We start from the raw sequence: 18,419 nt of genomic DNA on the forward strand, positions 1-18,419 counted from the left end.
TAGTCTATATTGACTAATTGTAAATTTTGTTGGATAAGACTGCATGTCTCATCCATTGATGCCCTACATCCCCGTCTGCGACGCGATCGCCACGCTGTTTGCGCCGTATGTGGAGGCCGTTCTGCACGATCTCGATAGCGGGCTGATTTTCCATATCGCCAATGTCTTCTCGAAGCGGCGGCCGGGGGACAGTTCACTCAACGAGGCTGACCTGGCGTCCTCGCTCGAAGACGATGTGATCGGTCCCTATGGCAAATCCAATTGGGACGGCCGCCGGCTGAAGGCGATCACGGCGGTGCTGCGCGATGCTGAGGGCAGGCCGATCGGGCTGCTCTGCATCAACCATGACATCGAAGCCTTTGCGGGGGTCTTCGATCAGTTGAGATCGATGGTCGATATCGCCGCGCCCATGCCGAAGACGTCGGCGTTGATGGCGGAGGATTGGCGCGAGGCGGTCAATTCCGTGATCGGCGACTTCCTTGGCACACGCAGGGCCGCACTTGCGGGTCTGACGAGCGCTGACATGGACGACCTGATCGGCATGCTTGACGCACGCGGCGTCTTCGCGATCCGCAAGGCCGTTCCCTACGTCGCCGCCATCCTGAAGCTGTCGCGGGCGACAATCTATAACCGCCTTGGCGCCGTCCGCCAGAAACAGGAAGCCGCCAATCAGGAGAACCGCAGTGATAAAGCCGATGCGTGATTTTGCGCTGGAAACCTACATGTCCAAATGGGAGTTCGTCGCGAAATACAACATGACCGCCTCCGACGCGGAAAGCATGCAACTGGCGGAATTGCTTGCCATGGCAAGCAACGAGGATCGTTCCGATTTCGAACATCTGAGCCTCGGCTATACCGAAACCTTTGGCGCGCCCACACTCAGGCAGGAGATCGCCGGCACCTATGACACGGTCGAGCCGGAAAACCTGATCTGCTTTGCCGGTGCCGAAGAGGCGATCTATGTGGCGATGAAGGTGCTGCTGACCGCGGGCGACCACGCCATCATCATCACGCCGAACTACCAGGCCGCCGAGACCCTTCCGCTCAGCATCTGCGCCGTTACCGGCGTGGCGCTCGATATGGACAATGATTGGGATCTCGACATCGGCCGCATCAAAGCGGCGCTTCGGCCGAACACGAAACTGATCTCGATCAATTTCCCCAACAACCCCACCGGCAGGATCCTGCCGCGCACGACCTACGATGCTCTCATCGAACTCTGCCGCATGCACGGCATCTGGCTGTTCAGTGACGAAGTCTACCGGCTGATCGAAAAGGACGAAGCCCTGCGCCTGCCGCAGGCCGTCGATGTCTATGAGCGCGGAATTTCGCTCAACGTCATGTCGAAAGCCTATGGCCTGCCGGGACTACGGATCGGTTGGCTGGCAGCCAGGGACCGCGAATTTCTGGTACGCTGCGAGCGCTACAAGCATTTCCTGTCGATCTGCAATTCGGCGCCATCGGAAATCCTGGCGCGAATTGCGTTGAAGAACCGAGACCAGATCCTGGCACGGACGCGGGGCATCGTTCGCAGCAATATCACCGCGCTGAACGCATTCTTTGCCGAATTCCCGCATCTGTTCGACTGGCGCGAGCCCGATGGGGGTTGCGTTGCCTTCATCCGCTACAGGGGCGCGGATGGCGTCGAGGAGTTTACCAGGCGCGTTGTCGAGGAAGCCGGCGTGTTCTTCCTGCCGTCGAGCGTCTATCGCTCGGATCTGACGCCTGTTCCGGAAAACTGCCTGCGCATCGGCTTCGGCCGCCTGCATGTGCCGGAAGGGCTCATCGCCCTACGCAATTGGCTCCGGTGCAACCGCGTTTAATCTTGTGGAAGACGCCGGCTAAATATCGGCTTCACTAGTGATGTATTGCGGCTGGTCAGGGCTCACTTCGATCTTCTGGCGAAGCTGGCGCACATAGACGCGCAGGTACTGCACGTCGGCCGCATTGCCCCAGACCCGTTTCAGCAGGCGCTGTTTTCGACCATGCGGCCGAGGACGCTGGTGAGGTCTGCGCCGAGGGCAAATACTGTCACCATCCGGATGAAGTTGGAGATCGCATCCGGATTTTCGAACCGATGTTGAATAGTCCGCGCCTCGTGAACGTTTTGCAAAGGCTGCAACCGATCTTTCTCCATGCATCGCCAGGAATACTCGCCAATGTTGTATTGTGTTTCTCTATTCCTACACCCTTCACGCAAAGCAACGCGCATGTGCCCGTCCGGCTTGACTTTTGGGGTGGTCAAATCCAGTGATCATTTGTGCATTGTTGGGGAAACTGCATGAAATACGCATCCATGGGGACTGTGTATGCGTTGGGAGTGCTCTGTCTCGCCGTGTCTGCGGCACTGGCAGACCCTTTGCCACGCCCATTCCCCGCCGCCGGATCGGTCATCGCCCGCAAAACCGGCGAGGAGGTGCGTTTCGTCGATGTCTCCAACTGGCGCTATGTCGATCTGCAGCAGGACCTTCTGAGCGGCGACGTCCTGCGCACCAACGCGAACGGCCAGCTCGCCGTCCTGTTTTCCGACCGCACCCAGATGCGCCTCGGCCGCAATACCTCACTTCTCGTCAAGCAGATGGGCGGCACCGGCGATACGGGGCTCGAACTGCAATCCGGTACGATCTGGGCGCGCGCCGAACGGGGGGGGCAGGGCGTATCCATAGACACTCCTGCCGCGACAGCCGCCATTCGCGGCACCGACTGGACGATGACGGTCGGCGCGGACGGCAAGACCTCGCTGATCGTGCTGGAAGGGCTGGTCGAACTCAGCAATGCCTATGGCAGTGTTGAGGTCGCGCAAGGCGAAGGCGCCGTCGCGGCGATCGGCAGGGCACCGTCGAAGATCATCATCGCCAAGCCGAAAGACCGGGAACAGATGCTGTTCAGCCTGCAGCTGCGGACGGCCTTCCAGTGGATGCCGGCGACACCTTTGATCGTCCCGCAGATGCGCAGCGAGCGACGCCGCATCGAGGCCGAAGAAGCCGGCGCCCGCTCGGCGGAGGATTGGCTGAGCCTGTCGGAAATCTATCTGGCGCTCGATGGAAAACAGAAGGCAACCAATGCGCTGGCTGAGGCACGCGCTAGCGGATTGCGCGGCGCCCAGGCAGCGCGGGCGGATCTGATCGAGGCACTGATCGCCGGTTCCGAGAACCGTTATAAGGACGCGGCTACGCTGTTTGAAAGGGCCAGGCCAGGGCTTGATGCCAAGCGCCGCGCGATCGCTGCCTATGGCGGTTATTTTGCCCGGTCTCTTGCCGACCCCAACCATGTCGAAGAACCGCCCAAGACCGGCAACAGTGGCTACGCGGCCATGGCAAAGGCATGGACCATCGGTTTTCGCCAAGATATTCCGGCAGCGCTTGCGGCAATCAAGGAGGGTGAGCGCAAGACGCCGGGCGACCCGACGCTGCCCGGGGTGCGCGCACAACTCGCCATTCTGCTTGCCGACGAAAAGGAAGTTGTCGATGGGTTTGAACGCGCACTGGCGATCGACCCGGACGATCCGACCGGACTGGAAGCGCGGGCGGACTACAAGCTCTATATTTTGCACGATCGGCAGGGCGCGCTCGACGATCTGAACCGCGCCCTGCAAACCGCGCCGGGCTCCAGCAATATCTGGAACACGATTGGCCTTGCGCAATCCGACCGGGATGCCAACAGGGAAGCCGAAGCCGCCTATAGGAAGGCGATCGAACTCGACCCGCTCGATCCCGTCGGCCACGCCAATCTGGCTCTTCTCTATCTCGACGAGATGCGCATGGCCGAGGCCAAGCGCGAGATCGACGAAGCGATAAAGGTCGACCCGTCATTCGATATCGCGCTGGTGGCCCGCGGCCTTTACTACCTGCAGACCGGGGAAATGGACAAGGCGGTCGAAGACCTGCTCGCCGGTTCGACGGCCAATCCCGGCTATTCCCAGGCGCAATTGCTGCTCGCCGCCGCCCACTATGAAAAGGGTGATCGGCTACCTGCGGCCCAGGCACTCGACAATGCCGAGCGCCTCGATCCCAACGATCCGGTCATCCCCGTCGTCCGCACGGCGATAGCCATCGACGAATATGATTCCGATGCTGCGATCCGCAACGCGCAGGAGATCATGCGCCGGACACGTGCCCGGGGCGGCGACTACGCACCGCTCGGCGCCAACCAGCAGGCCGGGTCGACCCTCAACGACGCTTTCCGTCTGCAGGGTCTCGATGCCTGGGGACAATATTATGGTGACGCGGTGTTCGATGCCTTTACGGGGTCGAGTTATATCGATCAGGCGGTGCGTGGCAGCGTCAACCCGTTCGGGAATACATACAGTTACGACAATATGTCCATCGTCAACAGCTCGAACGAGGCGTCGTTTTCGGCGTTGTTTCAGGGGCTGCTGCTCGAACCGCATATGCTGGCAAGCCGTGAGCGGACCGCAAATCTCGCCAAGATGCCGTTTTTCGAGGCCGCGCTAGCCGGCGGCGTCACTGTCGATAGCGAGAACACCGGATGGAACGCCGAGGCCGAGGTACGGGCGCTAGCGCTTTCGCCTTACCCAATCAGTTTCTACGGCAATCTTCAGTGGAACGAGCCGAAAGATTCGCTCGATGTCGGCCGCGGGCTGACGCTTGAAAGAGAAATCGATATTATCGGGGGTAACGGATATTTTTCGCAGTCTCCCACTCCTGACGATCGCATAGTCGCCTATCTTAACTACGCTTCCTCTGATGACCTTCAAAATATCGCCGGACTACCGCCCTTGTTCGCAGGCAGCGATGGCTTCGACGTTTCAGGGTTGACCACAGGTCTCGGATGGAGCCACACGTTCGGCTATCGCAATGTCGCGAATGCCGCCCTGTTCTACACTGACCAGAAAAACACATCCCGCAACGATGCAACGTATGTCGATATCCTTGTCACGCCCTTTGGAGACGTACCTGTCCCACGCAGGACCATTCTCGTCGATGACCGCAATCAAAAGAGCTACATAGCCACACTCAGCCATACGTATGGCGATGGCGATCTAACGTGGCGGTACGGCGTTGAAGGCGGCTTGGTGAAAGCATCCTCAAGGACAACGGTTTACGACTACTTTCCATATTTTCCTGGCGTCCGGGCGACTTCAATATCTGCACCCGCATCGGAGACATCAACGCTGGTTCGCGCCTATATCGACGCGCTTTATGAGATAACGCCTGACCTCAAGGCCGAAGGCGCGCTTTTTGGTCGGTACGTCAACGGAGATAGCGAAAACATCGCGCGGCTGGAACCACGTCTTGGGCTCGCCTGGGCTCCCGCCGATGGCCACTGGCTGCGCGCTGCCTTCCTAAGGCAGGGTGATGATTTTGAAACCGCGACGCTCTCCCCAATCGGCATCGTTGGTCTTCAAACGAACCAAACTGACGTGGCATCGACGGGGTATACGGATACCTTCGCCTTGCGATGGGACGCGGAATGGTCAGATCGTGTATTCACCGCAATCGACTATCAGCATCAGGAATTGAACGATCTATCTGTCACGTTGCCTCTCTCCACCTCGGCGCTGATCGTATCCGACGGCCGCATTGACCGCGTCGCCATGACCGCAAACATCGCACTCGGCCGCGGTTTCGGGCTCGCGGCGACAGCAGCCTATACCGATTCGGAAAATCGTGACCCGACCGCAGGACCGGTCGGGGGTCCGATACCTTTCATTCCAGACAAGACGGGACAGGTCGCCCTGACCTGGGTCAACACCGCCAACATCAAGGCGACACTGGCCGCAAACTATGTCGGCGAGCGCGTCGGACCCGGAGTTGGCCTGCCGGTGGACGACTACTGGACCTTGGATGCCGCGTTGATATGGGAGCCTTTCGACAAGCAAGTGGAAGTGGAGCTTGCCGCCTTTAATCTTCTCGATGAGGATTTCAACCTAGCACCTGGCATTCCCGGCTGGGGGCCGACCTTCAAGGGGACGGTGAAAGTGCGCTTTTGATGGCTGCGTTCAATGTGCTTCGCGGGCACACAGGCGGCCCTTCGACCGAAACAGCCGCCAGGCGCATCCGACGCCGGCGCACCCGCTTGAGCCTGCTCGCGGCCCTCACAGTCGTCGTTCTTTCCTTCGCATCCCTAAACTCGCCCTTCTCGCTGGTCGAACTGCGCAGCTTCGACTATCTCTCCACCGTCTCGCCACCACCGCTGCGGAAGGATGGGCCGGTGATCGTGGCGATCGATGAGCCGTCCATGGCGGAGATCGGCAGCCAGTGGCCCTGGCCGCGCGCGCTGCACAAGCGGCTGATCGAAGCGCTGCGCGGAGCCGGTGCGAAAGCGATCGGCATCGATATCATCTTTGCCGAACCCTCGGTCGCGCCTGAAAACGATGCCGCCCTTGCTGCCGCGGCAGGCCCGGACGTGGTGCTGGCGGGCGACGAGACGCTGATTGAGACGCCGCAAGCCGATCAGTTCGTCAGAACGGAACCGCTGGCTCGGTTTATCGAACGCGGCGCGAAGACCGGCATCGCATCGGTGCAGTTGAGCGGCGACGGGACATTGCGGCAGGTTCCGGCCTATGCGGACGGCTTTGCAGCACAACTTGCGCGAACCGCCGGACGGCAGGAACAGGCGCGGTCTGGACCGGCACTGCTCCAGATGTTCGGGCCGGCGCGAACCTATCCGACCGTATCCTATTATCAGGCACTCGATCCCGGCCAGTTCCTGCCGGAGGGTTTCTTTCGCGACCGTGTCGTCATCGTCGGGCTCAGCCTGCAGAACGCACCAACCCTCCAGGCCGGCGGCGCGGATGCGTTTGCGACACCATTTACAGTGCATACAGGCCAATTGGTCGCCGGCGCCGAAATCCAGGCGACGATCTTCGACAACATAACCCAAGGCCTGTTCATCGAACGGGCCGGGCGTCCGATCGTGATTGTCGCGATTGCCCTTGGTGCCTTGCTGGCAGCCACCATGGTCTTCCGTTCGACCGGTTGGCTGACGGCGGCCCTCAGCGTTTTGGTCCTACTCCTTTTTGCAGCTGCGAGCTACGCGCTACTCAGGCTCGGCCACGTCTTCGTGTCCCCGGTTGGCCCGGTACTGTCTTATATCGGCGTCGTCGCGGGCCAGACCGGGCTTGATTACGCCGCAGAGCGGCGCAGTCGCCGGGATATCACACGCGCCTTTTCGCGCTACCTTTCCCCGGCGCTGGTCGAGCGCCTCGCCAACGATCCGTCACAGCTGAAACTTGGCGGCGAGCGGCGGACGCTGACCGTTCTTTTCTGCGATGTGCGCGGCTTCACCACGATTTCCGAGACCTTGAAGGATGATCCCGAGCAGCTGACAGCCCTGATCAACCGGCTGCTGACGCCGCTTTCGGAAATCGTGCTCGAAAGCGGCGGCACGATCGACAAATATATCGGCGACTGCTTGATGGCCTTCTGGAACGCGCCACTCGACGATCCGGATCATGCCAGCCATGCTGTGGGCGCTGCGCTGCGCATGCTGGAGGCGATCGAGGCCCTCAATGCCGAACTGCAGCTGGAAGCCGAAGACGACGGCAGCAAGCCGCATGTGCTGAAGATCGGCATCGGCATCAACACCGGCGATTGCGTTGTCGGCAATATGGGCTCATTGCGCCGCTTCGACTATTCGGTGCTCGGCGATTCCGTCAATCTCTCCTCGCGGCTTGAAGGCGAATCGAAGAACTACAGTGTGCCGCTGCTGATCGGCGAGCAGACGGCGCGGTTGAGCGCGGCCGACTTCACCAGCGCCGAACTTGACAGCATCACCGTCAAGGGCCGTACCGCGCTCTCGCCGATCTTCACGATCCTGCAACCCGAGCCGTCGCCGCAAGCTCTGGCGAACCACAAGCAGCTGCTTGCCGCCAAGTACGCCGGAACACTGCACGCGCAGGATCCGGCCCTTTATCAACTCGAACGGGAGATTCCGCAGCTTGGCGGCTACTACCGTCTGCTGCGATCGCGCCTCACCTGACAGGCAGGTCACCGCCGGACTCAGCGCCGGTGGCGATCGGGCATGCAGCCCTTAGGACTGCATGGGAACAAACATGCCCAACTTTACGTCTTTGAGGACGACGTTCGTGTGGATTCGCTTGATCTGGGGATTCTGCGACATGATCTGTGCCGTGATTTCATCATATTGGCCAACGTCCTGTGCCGTGATGATCGCAACAAGGTCCACAGAACCGGTTACGTAATAGACCTGCTGAATGTGATCTTGCTTGGCGACCCAAGTGCGGAATTTCGAAAGCGCATCGTAGTTTTCGCGCTCGATCTCCATTCCCGCTATGAACGTCATCGGATTTCCCGCAATCTTTCGATCAACGAGAGCTATTTCCGCTGAAATGATTCCCTCTTCTCGCATCCGCTTCAGACGGCGTTGAACGGCGGACGCCGAAAGGCCGATCATCTCGCCGACCGCCTCCGCCTTAACCTGACAATCGCGCTGCACGATCTCAAGGATGCTTCGGTCGAATTGATCCAGTGGTTCCGTCATCTATCCCGCCCTGTGCGTGCGCTGCTTCAACAGCATCCCTGGCGCCTCTGAAGGACGCAGCAAGGCTGTAGTGATTTGCCGCAGCCTATACCAGGTCAGCGCGGCGAATCTTCAAAAATTTGCCAACAGGCGCCTTACATCCGCGCCCCATGCGAAATTTCACATGCCAGCGGACATTTGGTCATCGAGCACGCAGAATGACCAATTCTTTGGCCATTTGGCACGCTTCAACGCTCCCCTGTCGTCGTTCACCATGTCGTATCGCTCAGGAGAGGAAATGGCATGACACAGCACTATATTGCGCTTATCGGTTTCGGCGGTGTCTGATGATCAACGACCCCTCCGATTACCGTTTCGACGCCATGCCGTTCGGTGGTTTCAAATATGGCAGCATGGGCCGAGAAGGTGTCCGCTTTGCCTGCGAGGACATGACCCAACCGAAAGTCATCTGCATCAACCGAACCTAACTCGCCGCCTTTCCGCATGGCGAACATCCTTGCGCGCGCACTCCGCACCATATACGGCAATTGCGCGAAAATACCGCACACCAGAACGATACTATCCGCCCAAACGACCACAAAAAATGCAGTGGGGAACCAGAGGAATGACGAAGAAGGCTCCTCCCGCCTTGCTCGTGGACGATGTTCACAAGAGTTACGGGATCCATGAAGTTCTGAAAGGCATATCGCTATCGGCGCAAAAGGGCGATGTCATCTCGCTCATCGGATCTTCTGGCTCCGGAAAGAGCACCTTCCTTCGGTGCATCAACTTTCTGGAGATCCCGGATCGCGGCCGCTTTGTCATCAACGGCGAAGATGTCTTGCTGAAATCCGGCCAAGGCGGACGCGTGTATCCGGCCAGTTGGCGGCAGATCGAACGGATCCGGACCGGTCTTGCCATGGTGTTCCAGAGTTTCAATCTTTGGCCTCACATGACCGTGCTCGAAAATGTCATCGAGGCCCCGGTGTACGTCCTGAAAATGAACCGCAAGGAAGCGATCGAACGGGCGGAAGGACTGCTTGCGAAGGTCGGACTTTACGAGAAGCGGCACGTCTATCCGGCTTTCATGTCGGGCGGGCAGCAGCAACGCGCGTCGATCGCCCGCGCCCTGTGCGTCGATCCCGCAGTGATGCTGTTCGACGAACCCACGTCCGCGCTCGATCCGGAACTTGTCGGCGAAGTGCTCAAGGTCATCCGCGACTTGGCGGAAGAGGGGCGGACTATGCTGCTCGTCACCCACGAGATGAAATTTGCCCGCGACGTCTCCAATCACGTCATGTTCCTGCATCAGGGACGCGTCGAGGAGGAAGGACCGCCGGCTCAGGTTTTCGGTGCTCCGATCAGCGCCCGCTGCCGGGAATTCACGGGCGCGCTCAACAGTTGATCGTCCAACCGCGTCCATTCTGCCCAAACTCGAAAAGGGGAATTGCATGAAATTGTTGTCTATCCTGCTGACCGGAGCCGCGCTTGCGGTTTCAAGCGGCGCAGCCAATGCCGAAGTCCGCTTCGGCATCATGAACGAAGCCTATCCGCCCTTCTTTACCAAGGACGCCTCCGGCACCTGGGTCGGCTGGGAAGTCGAGCTGATGGATGCCGTCTGCGCCGAGATGAAGGAAACCTGCTCCATCGTCGACATGTCCTGGGACGGTCTTATTCCCGGACTCGAGGCGAAAAAATTCGATGTCATCTGGTCATCAATGTCGATCACCGATGAGCGCAAGAAGACCATCGACTTCACCAACAAATACTACAACACCCCAAGCAACCTGATAGGCGCCAGGGATGGCGAGACCGGTGTCTCGCCTGACGATGTCGCCGGCAAGACCATCGGCATCCAGGTTTCGACCATCCAGTCGGACTACTACAAGAAATACTTCGCCGACAAGGCATCGGAAAACACCTACACGACGCTGGATGAAGCGTTTCAGGACCTTTCCGCCGGCCGGATCGACTATGTCTTCGGCGATTCCATCCCGTTGTCGGAATTCCTGAAATCCGATTTCGGAAAGGACTGCTGCGAGGACAGGGGCAATGTGAAGGACGATCCGGCAATTCTGGGGTCGGGCATTGGCGGCGGGCTGCGCAAGGACGATCACGCCCTGCTTGACAAGCTGAATGCAGCCATCGCCGCTGTCAGGGCGAATGGCAAATATGCCGAAATCTCCAAGAAATACTTCGACTTCGATCCATATGGCGAGTGACTGACGAAAACGGCGCATGCAGGTTCCTCATGCGTCGTTTTTCCGACTAGCCGGCTGAAGCGGCAGGCTACGCGTGATTTACGCTGCGTGGCCTTTCGCCAGCATCCCCTTTGCAGGCACGCCGCGGCTTCCCAAATGGCAAATCAAGGTATTTCATGTCGTCCACCCAATCCATGCTGGAACTGCTTTCGCCCTACCCGCCGGGATGGGGAGGTGTCCTTCTCAGCGGAGCGCTTTCGACGGTCTCGATATCGCTGGGAGCCTATCTCGTTGGCATGCTGATCGGTCTTCTCGGCGCAATCGGCAAGTTGAAGGGCAACCGACCGGTTCTCTTCATTCTCGATATCTATACGACAGCGGTCCGCGCCATCCCCGAACTGATCCTGATCATCGGCCTCTATTATGCCGGCACGGACGGCCTGAACCGCATTCTGCTGGCTCTCGGCCTTCCCGCCATCGAGATAAACGGTTTCGTCGCAGCGATTGCGGTGCTCGGTGTCGTCCAGGGTGCCTATATGACGGAGGTCCTGCGCGGCGCGATCCTCGCTATTCCGGTCGGCCAGATCGAGGCGGCCAGCGCGTTTGGAATGCGGCCGTTTCTGCGGTTTCGCCGCATCGTGCTGCCGGCGTTGATGCCGAATGCTCTTCCCGGCCTTGCCAATCTCTGGATGTCCGTCACCAAGGACAGCGCGCTGATCGCCGTCGTCGGCTATCAGGAGCTGGCGCTCGCGACGAGGCTCGCAGCCGGCAATACCAAGCACTACTTTCTGTTCTTTCTCGCCGCCGCCGCTCTCTATCTTGTCATTACGCTGCTTTCCAACGTCGTTTTCGGCCTGCTGGAGAGCCGCTTCCGGCGCGGGCAGCCGAAAACCGCATGAGGATGGGCCGATGAACTTCTCGTGGATTTTCTCCTACTGGCCGCTGCTTGCAGCGGGTGCGGTCCAGACCGTGCTCCTCCTAGTCATTTCCGTCGGCTTCGGCTTCGTTCTGGCGATCGGCCTCGCATTGGCGCAGATCAGCGGCCCGCGCTGGCTCAAATGGCTTGCCCGGAGTTATTGCACCTGCCTGCGCGGAACGCCGCTTTTGATCCAGTTGTGGCTGCTCTATTACGGCGTCGGCTCGCTGCTGCCGCTCGTTCCGGGCCTGCGCGGCAGCTTCCTCTGGCCGATCGTGCGCGAAGGGTTCTTCTTCGCGGCGTTGAGTTTCACACTTAATTACGCTGCCTACGAAGCGGAAGTGCTGCGCGGTGCGCTTCTCGCGGTTCCCAGGGGTGAGCTCGAAGCGGGCCGATCTTTCGGCATGTCCTCCTGGACGCTCGTGAGACGAATCTGGTTGCCGCGCGCCATTCGTATTGCACTCCCGACGATTGCGGGCGAGGTCGTGCTGCAGCTAAAGGCGACGCCGCTTGCCTTCACAGTGACCGTGATGGACCTCTATGCGGTGGCGTACAAGGTCAGGCAGGACACGTTGCTGGTCTACGAGCCGCTGATGGTCGTCACGGTCTTCTATGTCTTCCTGACGCTTCTCATTACCCGCGCATTCAAGATCGTTGAGGCGCAGGTCCCGGTCCGCCGCTAGATAAAGCGTTTCCGCGCCGGCGCGTAACAGGCCCATCTCACGCCGCTTATCGGCATATTCCGGCCGATTGAGCGGTCACAAACATACGGCCCTGACTAGAGTCCACACCTCGCTGCATTTCAAGAAAGGTCTTCCATGTCCTCGAGCGTACCGTCTCCCTTCGCGGCAACGGATCACCGAAGCGTCGCAGCACCCCTGCGCCCATCGTCCGAAGGCGGGCACACTCTGCGCCGCGAAACGCTGGCGCTCGACGGCGGTCTGGTCATCGACCCGGCGACGAAGGCCATCGCCCCCAACATCTCGATGTCGGTCAACAATATGCTGGTGCCCGGCGACGGCGCCTTTTCGGCCGATGGCGTTTCGGACCTGACGGCCCTGCCCTTTCTCTATGCGCGCTGGACCAATCCGACCGTTCGGCAGCTTGAACAGCGCATGGCGGCACTCGAAGACGCCGACGATGCGCTGGCGACAGCGACGGGTGTCGCAGCGATTGCCGCCACCTTTCTGACCCTTCTCAAGAAAGGCGATCACCTGATCGTCAGTGATGTCTGCTACGCCGGCGCCAACGAGCTCGCGCGGCGAATATTGCCGGACTACGGCATCGAAGTGACTGCCGTGAACATGTCGCGCATCGACGAGCTCGCCGCGGCCTTCCGGCCCAACACGCGGCTTGTCCATTGTGAAAGCCCCTGCAACCCGATCCTGCGGCTGACGGATCTTACCGCCGTGGCGACGCTGGCGCATCGACACGGCGCGCTGGTTTCGGTCGATTCCACTCTTGCCACACCGGTCGCGACCCGGCCGCTGGCGCTGGGCGTCGACCTGGTCATTCATTCTCTGACCAAGTTCATCAACGGCCACGGTGATGCGCTCGGCGGTGTCGTTTGCGGCCGCAAGGAACTGGTCGAGAAAATTCGCTCGCGCGCCGGCGTCTATCTTGGCGCGTCACTGTCGGCACAGAACGCCTGGCTGGTCATGCGCGGTATCGACACACTGTTTCCGCGACTGCGGACCATGTCCGATTCCGCCCTGCGGATCGCCCGTTTCCTCAGCGATCACCCCCGCGTCACGTCGGTTACCTATCCCGGACTGACAACGCATCCGCAGCATGATCTGGCGAAACATCAGATGGATGTCTTCGGCGGGATGCTGACGTTCCAGACCGAGGATCCGCAGGCGATGGCGATCCATCTCGCCCGCAGGCTTCGGGTCGCGCACTACGCCTTTTCGCTCGGCCACCAGCGCAGCATCGTCGTTCTTCTCGATACGGCCGAAATGATGAACTCCACCTATCGCCTGCAAGGGGCGCAACTGGCGGCCTACCGGGCCTTCGCCGGAGACGGCGTGTTCCGGCTTTCCATCGGCCTCGAATCGGTCGACGACCTTGTCGAGGATTTGGATCAGGCACTGAGCCCATGATGGCCCGACCCCGGTCATTCTCCGATCCCATCTTGGCCGGCGTCGCGTGAAACGAATTCTCGACCGCGCCGACGAGCGCATCCTTGCGGAACTGACCAAGAACGCACGCATCGCGCACGCGGAACTGGCCGCGAAAGTCAGCCTTTCCCGCAATGCGATCCGTCAACGCATCGATCGCCTTGAGCGCGACGGGCTCATTCAGGGATACACGATCGTCGCGGGCGAAGGTCGTCCCGCGGCATCGACGATCGTGGCAATGATGTTCGTCTACCGGCACGACCGGATGCGTGGTGGCGACGTCGTCCACGTATTGCGACGCATACGCGAGGTCGTGTCCTGCGACGTGATGAGCGGCGAATTCGATCTGGTTGTGCGCGTCGAAGCGGTCGAAGCCGACCGAATCCGACAGGTCTGGCAAGAGATTTCCGCATTACCCGGCGTACGGGACACGCTGACGGCATTTGCGCTGTCATCGATGATCCGGCGCTAACCGAAATATCCTCACCGACGATTGGAGTTGTCACCTGATGAGCAAAATACGTATCCTTGACGGCGGAATGAGCCGGGAACTGATCCGCCTTGGCGCCGAGCTTAGGCAACCGGAATGGTCCGCCCTCGCGCTGATGGAAACTCCGGATATCGTCCGGCAGGTCCATGCCGACTTCATCGATGCAGGCGCCGATGTCGTCACCACAAACAGCTATGCGCTGGTGCCATTCCACATCGGCGAAGAACGCTTTGCCTCACAGGGAGCCGCGCTGATAGCGTTGGCGGGAAAGCTCGCACGCGAGGCCGCCAACGCACACTCCGGCCGCGAAATTCTGGTAGCCGGTTCGCTGCCGCCGATTTTCGGCTCCTACGAGCCCGAGCGCTTCGACCCCGCACGGGTGCAAGACTACCTGAGCCTCCTCGTGGAGGGATTGGCGCCTCATGTCGATGTCTGGTTGGGCGAAACGCTGAGCCTGATCGCGGAAGGGGATGCGGTACGCGCCGCCGTTGCCGCAACCGGCAAGCCGTTCTGGATTTCCTTCACGCTGGATGACGGCAATCAGGCTTCCCTTGACGAACCACGGTTGAGATCGGGCGAAACAGTTGCGGCAGCTGCCGCCTGGGCGGCCAGTTCGGGCGCCCAGGCGCTTCTGTTCAATTGCAGCCGGCCCGAAATCATGAGGCGCGCGGTTGAAACGGCATCCTCCGTGTTTCGCCAACGGGGTACGAATATCGATATCGGCGTCTATGCCAACGCGTTCGAAGCCGAAGAGGAGGGGGCCGCAAACGAAACCCTGCATGGCACACGCGATGATCTGACCGGCGATAGCTACGCGCGATTTGCCTGCGATTGGGTCGAGGCCGGCGCCACGATGGTCGGTGGCTGTTGCGGTATTGGCGCAAAGCATATTCACAAGCTTGCGCATGTCCTGAATAGGTAGAAGCCGATGAAGCTCATTCATTGCTCAGGCACGAACAGACCCTCAGCATAGCCGTCGCCAGATGGGGTGTTTCGTGGCTCACTTTGAAACCAAGCTGGGATTAGCGGCGGCCTTCGGTGTAGCAGGTTTTTGGTTTTTGGCGGGCTTGCGCCTTGGTGTTGCGCGGCGCCGAAACGCAAAAACCCTTGTGTCTTTGGGCACAAGGGTTTTTTTGATTGGTTTGGTTGCGGGGGCAGGATTTGAACCTGCGGCCTTCAGGTTATGAGCCTGACGAGCTACCGGGCTGCTCCACCCCGCGTTATCTGTGCAAATCCCGGAGGGATTTGTCGCATCTGTGCAAATCCCGGAGGGATTTGTCGCATCCTGGCATTTTGCGTTGGCAAAATGTCGAATTTGGGCTGCCCTTTGAGCGTTAGGGCAGCCTTTCCGTGTTTTTTTCCGGCGTGTATTTTAGCGAAGCAAAAAGGCCGCTTGAGGGCGGCCCGTGTTTCGGCTGAGCCGGAAGCAGTGTCGAGAAGATAGGTTTTGTCGATCCTGCCGCGAAGCCTTGACGCTTGCGGCGGATGATCTGGTATTTTTTCTTGCCTTTAGTAGACCTGGCAGCGACCTACTCTCCCGCGTCTTGAGACGGAGTACCATCGGCGCTGGGGCGTTTCACGGCCGTGTTCGGCATGGGAACGGGTGCAGCCACCCCGCAATAACCACCAGGTCAACTAAGGGCAAGAATTGCGCTGGCGACAGCGCAAAACCAAATGAGAAGCTGGCGAGGCCAGCGTAAACCGCTCGCGGTTTATCGCGTTACCCTCTTTTATCTTTTGAACACGTCTTTTCAGAACTGTTTTGGGCACATCCGGAGCGAAAGCTCCGCAAGGCCAAGGGCCGTCGGGCAACGTTGCCCGGCCCGTCCGGAGCGCAGGCCTACAGGGCCGACAGCGTCAGGACAAAACAAAACTGCTTGGGATCATTGAAGCGCCTTAGGCGCTTCGATGAGCACTAGCAATGAGAACAATCAAGCCAATCGAACGATTAGTACCGGTAAGCTTCACACATTGCTGCGCTTCCACACCCGGCCTATCAACGTGGTAGTCTTCCACGGTTCTCAAGGGAATACTCGTTTTCAGGTTGGTTTCCCGCTTAGATGCCTTCAGCGGTTATCCATTCCATATATAGCTACCCTGCTATGCGGCTGGCGCCACAACAGGTCCACCAGAGATATGTCCATCCCGGTCCTCTCGTACTAGGGACAGATCCTGTCAATATTCCTACACCCACGGCAGATAGGGACCGAACTGTCTCACGACGTTCTGAACCCAGCTCACGTACCGCTTTAATTGGCGAACAGCCAAACCCTTGGGACCTGCTCCAGCCCCAGGATGCGATGAGCCGACATCGAGGTGCCAAACAACCCCGTCGATATGGACTCTTGGGGGTCATCAGCCTGTTATCCCCGGCGTACCTTTTATCCGTTGAGCGATGGCCCTTCCACACGGGACCACCGGATCACTATGACCGACTTTCGTCTCTGCTCGACTTGTCAGTCTCGCAGTCAGGCGGGCTTATGCCATTGCACTCGACGACCGATTTCCGACCGGTCTGAGCCCACCATCGCGCGCCTCCGTTACTCTTTCGGAGGCGACCGCCCCAGTCAAACTACCCACCATACACTGTCCCGGATCCGGATAACGGACCGCGGTTAGACATCCATGACGATAAGGGTGGTATTTCAAGGATGGCTCCACGAGAACTGGCGTCCCCGCTTCAAAGCCTACCACCTATCCTACACATGCCGACACGAATGCCAGTGTAAAGCTATAGTAAAGGTGCACGGGGTCTTTCCGTCTGACCGCAGGAACCCCGCATCTTCACGGGGAATTCAATTTCACTGAGTCTATGCTGGAGACAGCGGGGAAGTCGTTACGCCATTCGTGCAGGTCGGAACTTACCCGACAAGGAATTTCGCTACCTTAGGACCGTTATAGTTACGGCCGCCGTTTACTGGGGCTTCGATTCAAAGCTTGCACCTCTCCTCTTAACCTTCCAGCACCGGGCAGGCGTCAGACCCTATACGTCGTTTTGCAACTTCGCAGAGCCCTGTGTTTTTGATAAACAGTCGCTACCCCCTGGTCTGTGCCACCCCAACACACTTGCGTGCGGTGGGGTCACGCTTCTTCCGAAGTTACGCGTGCAATTTGCCGAGTTCCTTCAGCATAGTTCTCTCAAGCGCCTTGGTATACTCTACCTGACCACCTGTGTCGGTTTCGGGTACGGTCTATACGGTGGAGCTATTTCCTGGAACCGCTCCGCTGCCCTGATAATCCAATAAACCAGAACAACTTGTGCAATCCGTCACTACCACCAGGCCCACGAATATTAACGTGGTTCCCATCGACTACGCATTTCTGCCTCATCTTAGGGGCCGGCTAACCCTGCTCAGATTAACTTTAAGCAGGAACCCTTGGTCTTTCGGCGAGGGAGTCTCTCACTCCCTTTATCGTTACTCATGTCAACATTCGCACTTCCGATACCTCCAGGAGCCCTCACGGGTCTCCCTTCACAGGCTTACGGAACGCTCCGCTACCACACGTATCACTACGTATCCTCAGCTTCGGTGCATGGCTTTAGCCCCGTTACATTTTCGGCGCAAAGACCCTTATTTAGACCAGTGAGCTGTTACGCTTTCTTTAAATGATGGCTGCTTCTAAGCCAACATCCTGGTTGTTTTGGGATCCTCACATCCTTTCCCACTTAGCCATGACTTGGGGACCTTAGCTGGAGGTCAGGGTTGTTGCCCTCTTCACGACGGACGTTAGCACCCGCCGTGTGTCTGCCGACTAGTACTCCTCGGTATTCGGAGTTTGGTTAGGATCAGTAAGACGGTGAGTCCCCATAGCCCATCCAGTGCTCTACCCCCGAGGGTATTCGGTCGACGCACTACCTAAATAGTTTTCGCGGAGAACCAGCTATTTCCGAGTTTGATTGGCCTTTCACCCCTAGCCACAAGTCATCCCAATCTATTGCAACAGATGCGGGTTCGGTCCTCCAGTTGGTGTTACCCAACCTTCAACCTGCTCATGGCTAGATCACTCGGTTTCGGGTCTAATGCGACGAACTGAACGCCCTGTTCAGACTCGCTTTCGCTGCGCCTTCACCTATCGGCTTAAGCTTGCTCGTCACACTAAGTCGTTGACCCATTATACAAAAGGTACGCCGTCACCAATTATGGCTCCGACTGTTTGTAGGCAACCGGTTTCAGGTTCTATTTCACTCCCCTTGTCGGGGTGCTTTTCACCTTTCCCTCACGGTACTTGTTCGCTATCGGTCATGC

General features: G+C 59.2%; 12 protein-coding genes, 1 tRNA gene, 2 rRNA genes and 3 pseudogenes (1 of these 18 only partly in view). 12 read left to right on the forward strand and 6 right to left on the reverse strand.

Annotation, left to right across the window (positions count from 1 at the left end):
* The first annotated feature begins 43 nt into the window (after positions 1-43).
* Both ACSQ2Z_RS01080 and ACSQ2Z_RS01085 read left to right on the forward strand, forming a co-directional pair.
* Entirely contained in the window at positions 44-703 is a 660-nt protein-coding gene (locus ACSQ2Z_RS01080; RefSeq protein ID WP_436079512.1) for a helix-turn-helix transcriptional regulator, read from the forward strand.
* A complete protein-coding gene (locus ACSQ2Z_RS01085) occupies positions 687-1,823 on the forward strand; it encodes an aminotransferase class I/II-fold pyridoxal phosphate-dependent enzyme (protein ID WP_436082931.1) in 1,137 nt (378 codons plus the stop codon). The genes ACSQ2Z_RS01080 and ACSQ2Z_RS01085 overlap by 17 nt, the downstream gene beginning before the upstream one ends.
* Before the next feature lie 18 nt (positions 1,824-1,841).
* Here ACSQ2Z_RS01085 and ACSQ2Z_RS01090 read toward each other — a convergent pair.
* A pseudogene (locus ACSQ2Z_RS01090) lies at positions 1,842-1,976 on the reverse strand (winged helix-turn-helix domain-containing protein); the annotation flags it as partial.
* Positions 1,976-2,080, reverse strand: a pseudogene (locus tag ACSQ2Z_RS01095) (potassium-transporting ATPase subunit KdpA); the annotation flags it as partial. The pseudogenes ACSQ2Z_RS01095 and ACSQ2Z_RS01090, both read right to left, overlap by 1 nt.
* 201 nt (positions 2,081-2,281) lie before the next feature.
* Here ACSQ2Z_RS01095 and ACSQ2Z_RS01100 point away from each other — a divergent pair.
* Positions 2,282-5,953, forward strand: coding sequence for a FecR domain-containing protein (locus tag ACSQ2Z_RS01100; RefSeq protein ID WP_436079513.1), 3,672 nt, complete (start codon positions 2,282-2,284; stop codon positions 5,951-5,953).
* A complete protein-coding gene (locus tag ACSQ2Z_RS01105) occupies positions 5,953-7,944 on the forward strand; it encodes a CHASE2 domain-containing protein (protein WP_436079514.1) in 1,992 nt (663 codons plus the stop codon). The genes ACSQ2Z_RS01100 and ACSQ2Z_RS01105 overlap by 1 nt, the downstream gene beginning before the upstream one ends.
* 51 nt (positions 7,945-7,995) lie before the next feature.
* Here the strand turns inward: ACSQ2Z_RS01105 and ACSQ2Z_RS01110 are convergent, their stop codons facing one another.
* Positions 7,996-8,466: an Lrp/AsnC family transcriptional regulator gene (locus tag ACSQ2Z_RS01110; RefSeq protein ID WP_436079515.1), complete on the reverse strand. Its 471-nt coding sequence runs from the start codon at positions 8,464-8,466 to the stop codon at positions 7,996-7,998.
* A gap of 323 nt (positions 8,467-8,789) precedes the next feature.
* Between ACSQ2Z_RS01110 and ACSQ2Z_RS01115 the strand changes: the two are divergent.
* The 8 genes and pseudogenes from ACSQ2Z_RS01115 to ACSQ2Z_RS01150 form a co-directional block, all read left to right on the forward strand.
* Positions 8,790-8,933 (forward strand): annotated as a pseudogene (locus ACSQ2Z_RS01115) (aldehyde dehydrogenase family protein); the annotation flags it as partial.
* A gap of 137 nt (positions 8,934-9,070) precedes the next feature.
* Entirely contained in the window at positions 9,071-9,850 is a 780-nt protein-coding gene (locus ACSQ2Z_RS01120) for an ABC transporter ATP-binding protein (RefSeq protein ID WP_436079516.1), read from the forward strand.
* Positions 9,851-9,896: 46 nt separating this feature from the next.
* Positions 9,897-10,667: a transporter substrate-binding domain-containing protein gene (locus tag ACSQ2Z_RS01125; RefSeq protein WP_436079517.1), complete on the forward strand. Its 771-nt coding sequence runs from the start codon at positions 9,897-9,899 to the stop codon at positions 10,665-10,667.
* A gap of 155 nt (positions 10,668-10,822) precedes the next feature.
* Positions 10,823-11,545, forward strand: a complete 723-nt coding sequence (locus ACSQ2Z_RS01130) for an ABC transporter permease (RefSeq protein WP_436079518.1) — start codon at positions 10,823-10,825, stop codon at positions 11,543-11,545.
* Between the two features lie 10 nt (positions 11,546-11,555).
* A complete protein-coding gene (locus ACSQ2Z_RS01135; RefSeq protein WP_436079519.1) occupies positions 11,556-12,245 on the forward strand; it encodes an ABC transporter permease in 690 nt (229 codons plus the stop codon).
* Between the two features lie 135 nt (positions 12,246-12,380).
* On the forward strand, positions 12,381-13,664 hold the full coding sequence (locus ACSQ2Z_RS01140; RefSeq protein ID WP_436079520.1) for a trans-sulfuration enzyme family protein: 1,284 nt from the start codon (positions 12,381-12,383) through the stop codon (positions 13,662-13,664).
* 46 nt (positions 13,665-13,710) lie between these two features.
* Positions 13,711-14,154 (forward strand): Lrp/AsnC family transcriptional regulator, encoded by a 444-nt coding sequence (locus tag ACSQ2Z_RS01145; protein WP_436079521.1) that lies wholly within the window; start codon positions 13,711-13,713, stop codon positions 14,152-14,154.
* Between the two features lie 37 nt (positions 14,155-14,191).
* Complete coding sequence (locus ACSQ2Z_RS01150) at positions 14,192-15,094, forward strand: homocysteine S-methyltransferase family protein (RefSeq protein WP_436079522.1); 903 nt, start codon at positions 14,192-14,194, stop codon at positions 15,092-15,094.
* 221 nt (positions 15,095-15,315) lie between these two features.
* On the opposite strand, the gene ACSQ2Z_RS01155 is transcribed toward ACSQ2Z_RS01150, so the two are convergent.
* From ACSQ2Z_RS01155 to ACSQ2Z_RS01165, 3 genes are all read right to left on the reverse strand, one after another.
* Positions 15,316-15,392, reverse strand: a tRNA-Met gene (locus ACSQ2Z_RS01155).
* A gap of 296 nt (positions 15,393-15,688) precedes the next feature.
* Positions 15,689-15,803 (reverse strand): 5S ribosomal RNA (gene rrf / locus ACSQ2Z_RS01160).
* A gap of 296 nt (positions 15,804-16,099) precedes the next feature.
* Positions 16,100-18,419: ribosomal RNA gene (locus tag ACSQ2Z_RS01165) — 23S ribosomal RNA — on the reverse strand (it continues 477 nt past the right edge of the window).

This window comes from Pararhizobium sp. LjRoot235, assembly GCF_964254145.1.
GTDB lineage: Bacteria > Pseudomonadota > Alphaproteobacteria > Rhizobiales > Rhizobiaceae > Pararhizobium.

Excerpts from the sequence above, each read along its gene's own strand:
- ACSQ2Z_RS01080 (WP_436079512.1), top strand. The coding sequence starts at position 44 with ATGTCTCATCCATTGATGCCCTACATCCCCGTCTGCGACGCGATCGCC.
- ACSQ2Z_RS01100 (WP_436079513.1), top strand. The coding sequence starts at position 2,282 with ATGAAATACGCATCCATGGGGACTGTGTATGCGTTGGGAGTGCTCTGT.
- ACSQ2Z_RS01105 (WP_436079514.1), top strand. The coding sequence starts at position 5,953 with ATGGCTGCGTTCAATGTGCTTCGCGGGCACACAGGCGGCCCTTCGACC.
- ACSQ2Z_RS01110 (WP_436079515.1), bottom strand. The coding sequence starts at position 8,466 with ATGACGGAACCACTGGATCAATTCGACCGAAGCATCCTTGAGATCGTG.
- ACSQ2Z_RS01120 (WP_436079516.1), top strand. The coding sequence starts at position 9,071 with ATGACGAAGAAGGCTCCTCCCGCCTTGCTCGTGGACGATGTTCACAAG.
- ACSQ2Z_RS01125 (WP_436079517.1), top strand. The coding sequence starts at position 9,897 with ATGAAATTGTTGTCTATCCTGCTGACCGGAGCCGCGCTTGCGGTTTCA.
- ACSQ2Z_RS01130 (WP_436079518.1), top strand. The coding sequence starts at position 10,823 with ATGTCGTCCACCCAATCCATGCTGGAACTGCTTTCGCCCTACCCGCCG.
- ACSQ2Z_RS01135 (WP_436079519.1), top strand. The coding sequence starts at position 11,556 with ATGAACTTCTCGTGGATTTTCTCCTACTGGCCGCTGCTTGCAGCGGGT.
- ACSQ2Z_RS01140 (WP_436079520.1), top strand. The coding sequence starts at position 12,381 with ATGTCCTCGAGCGTACCGTCTCCCTTCGCGGCAACGGATCACCGAAGC.
- ACSQ2Z_RS01150 (WP_436079522.1), top strand. The coding sequence starts at position 14,192 with ATGAGCAAAATACGTATCCTTGACGGCGGAATGAGCCGGGAACTGATC.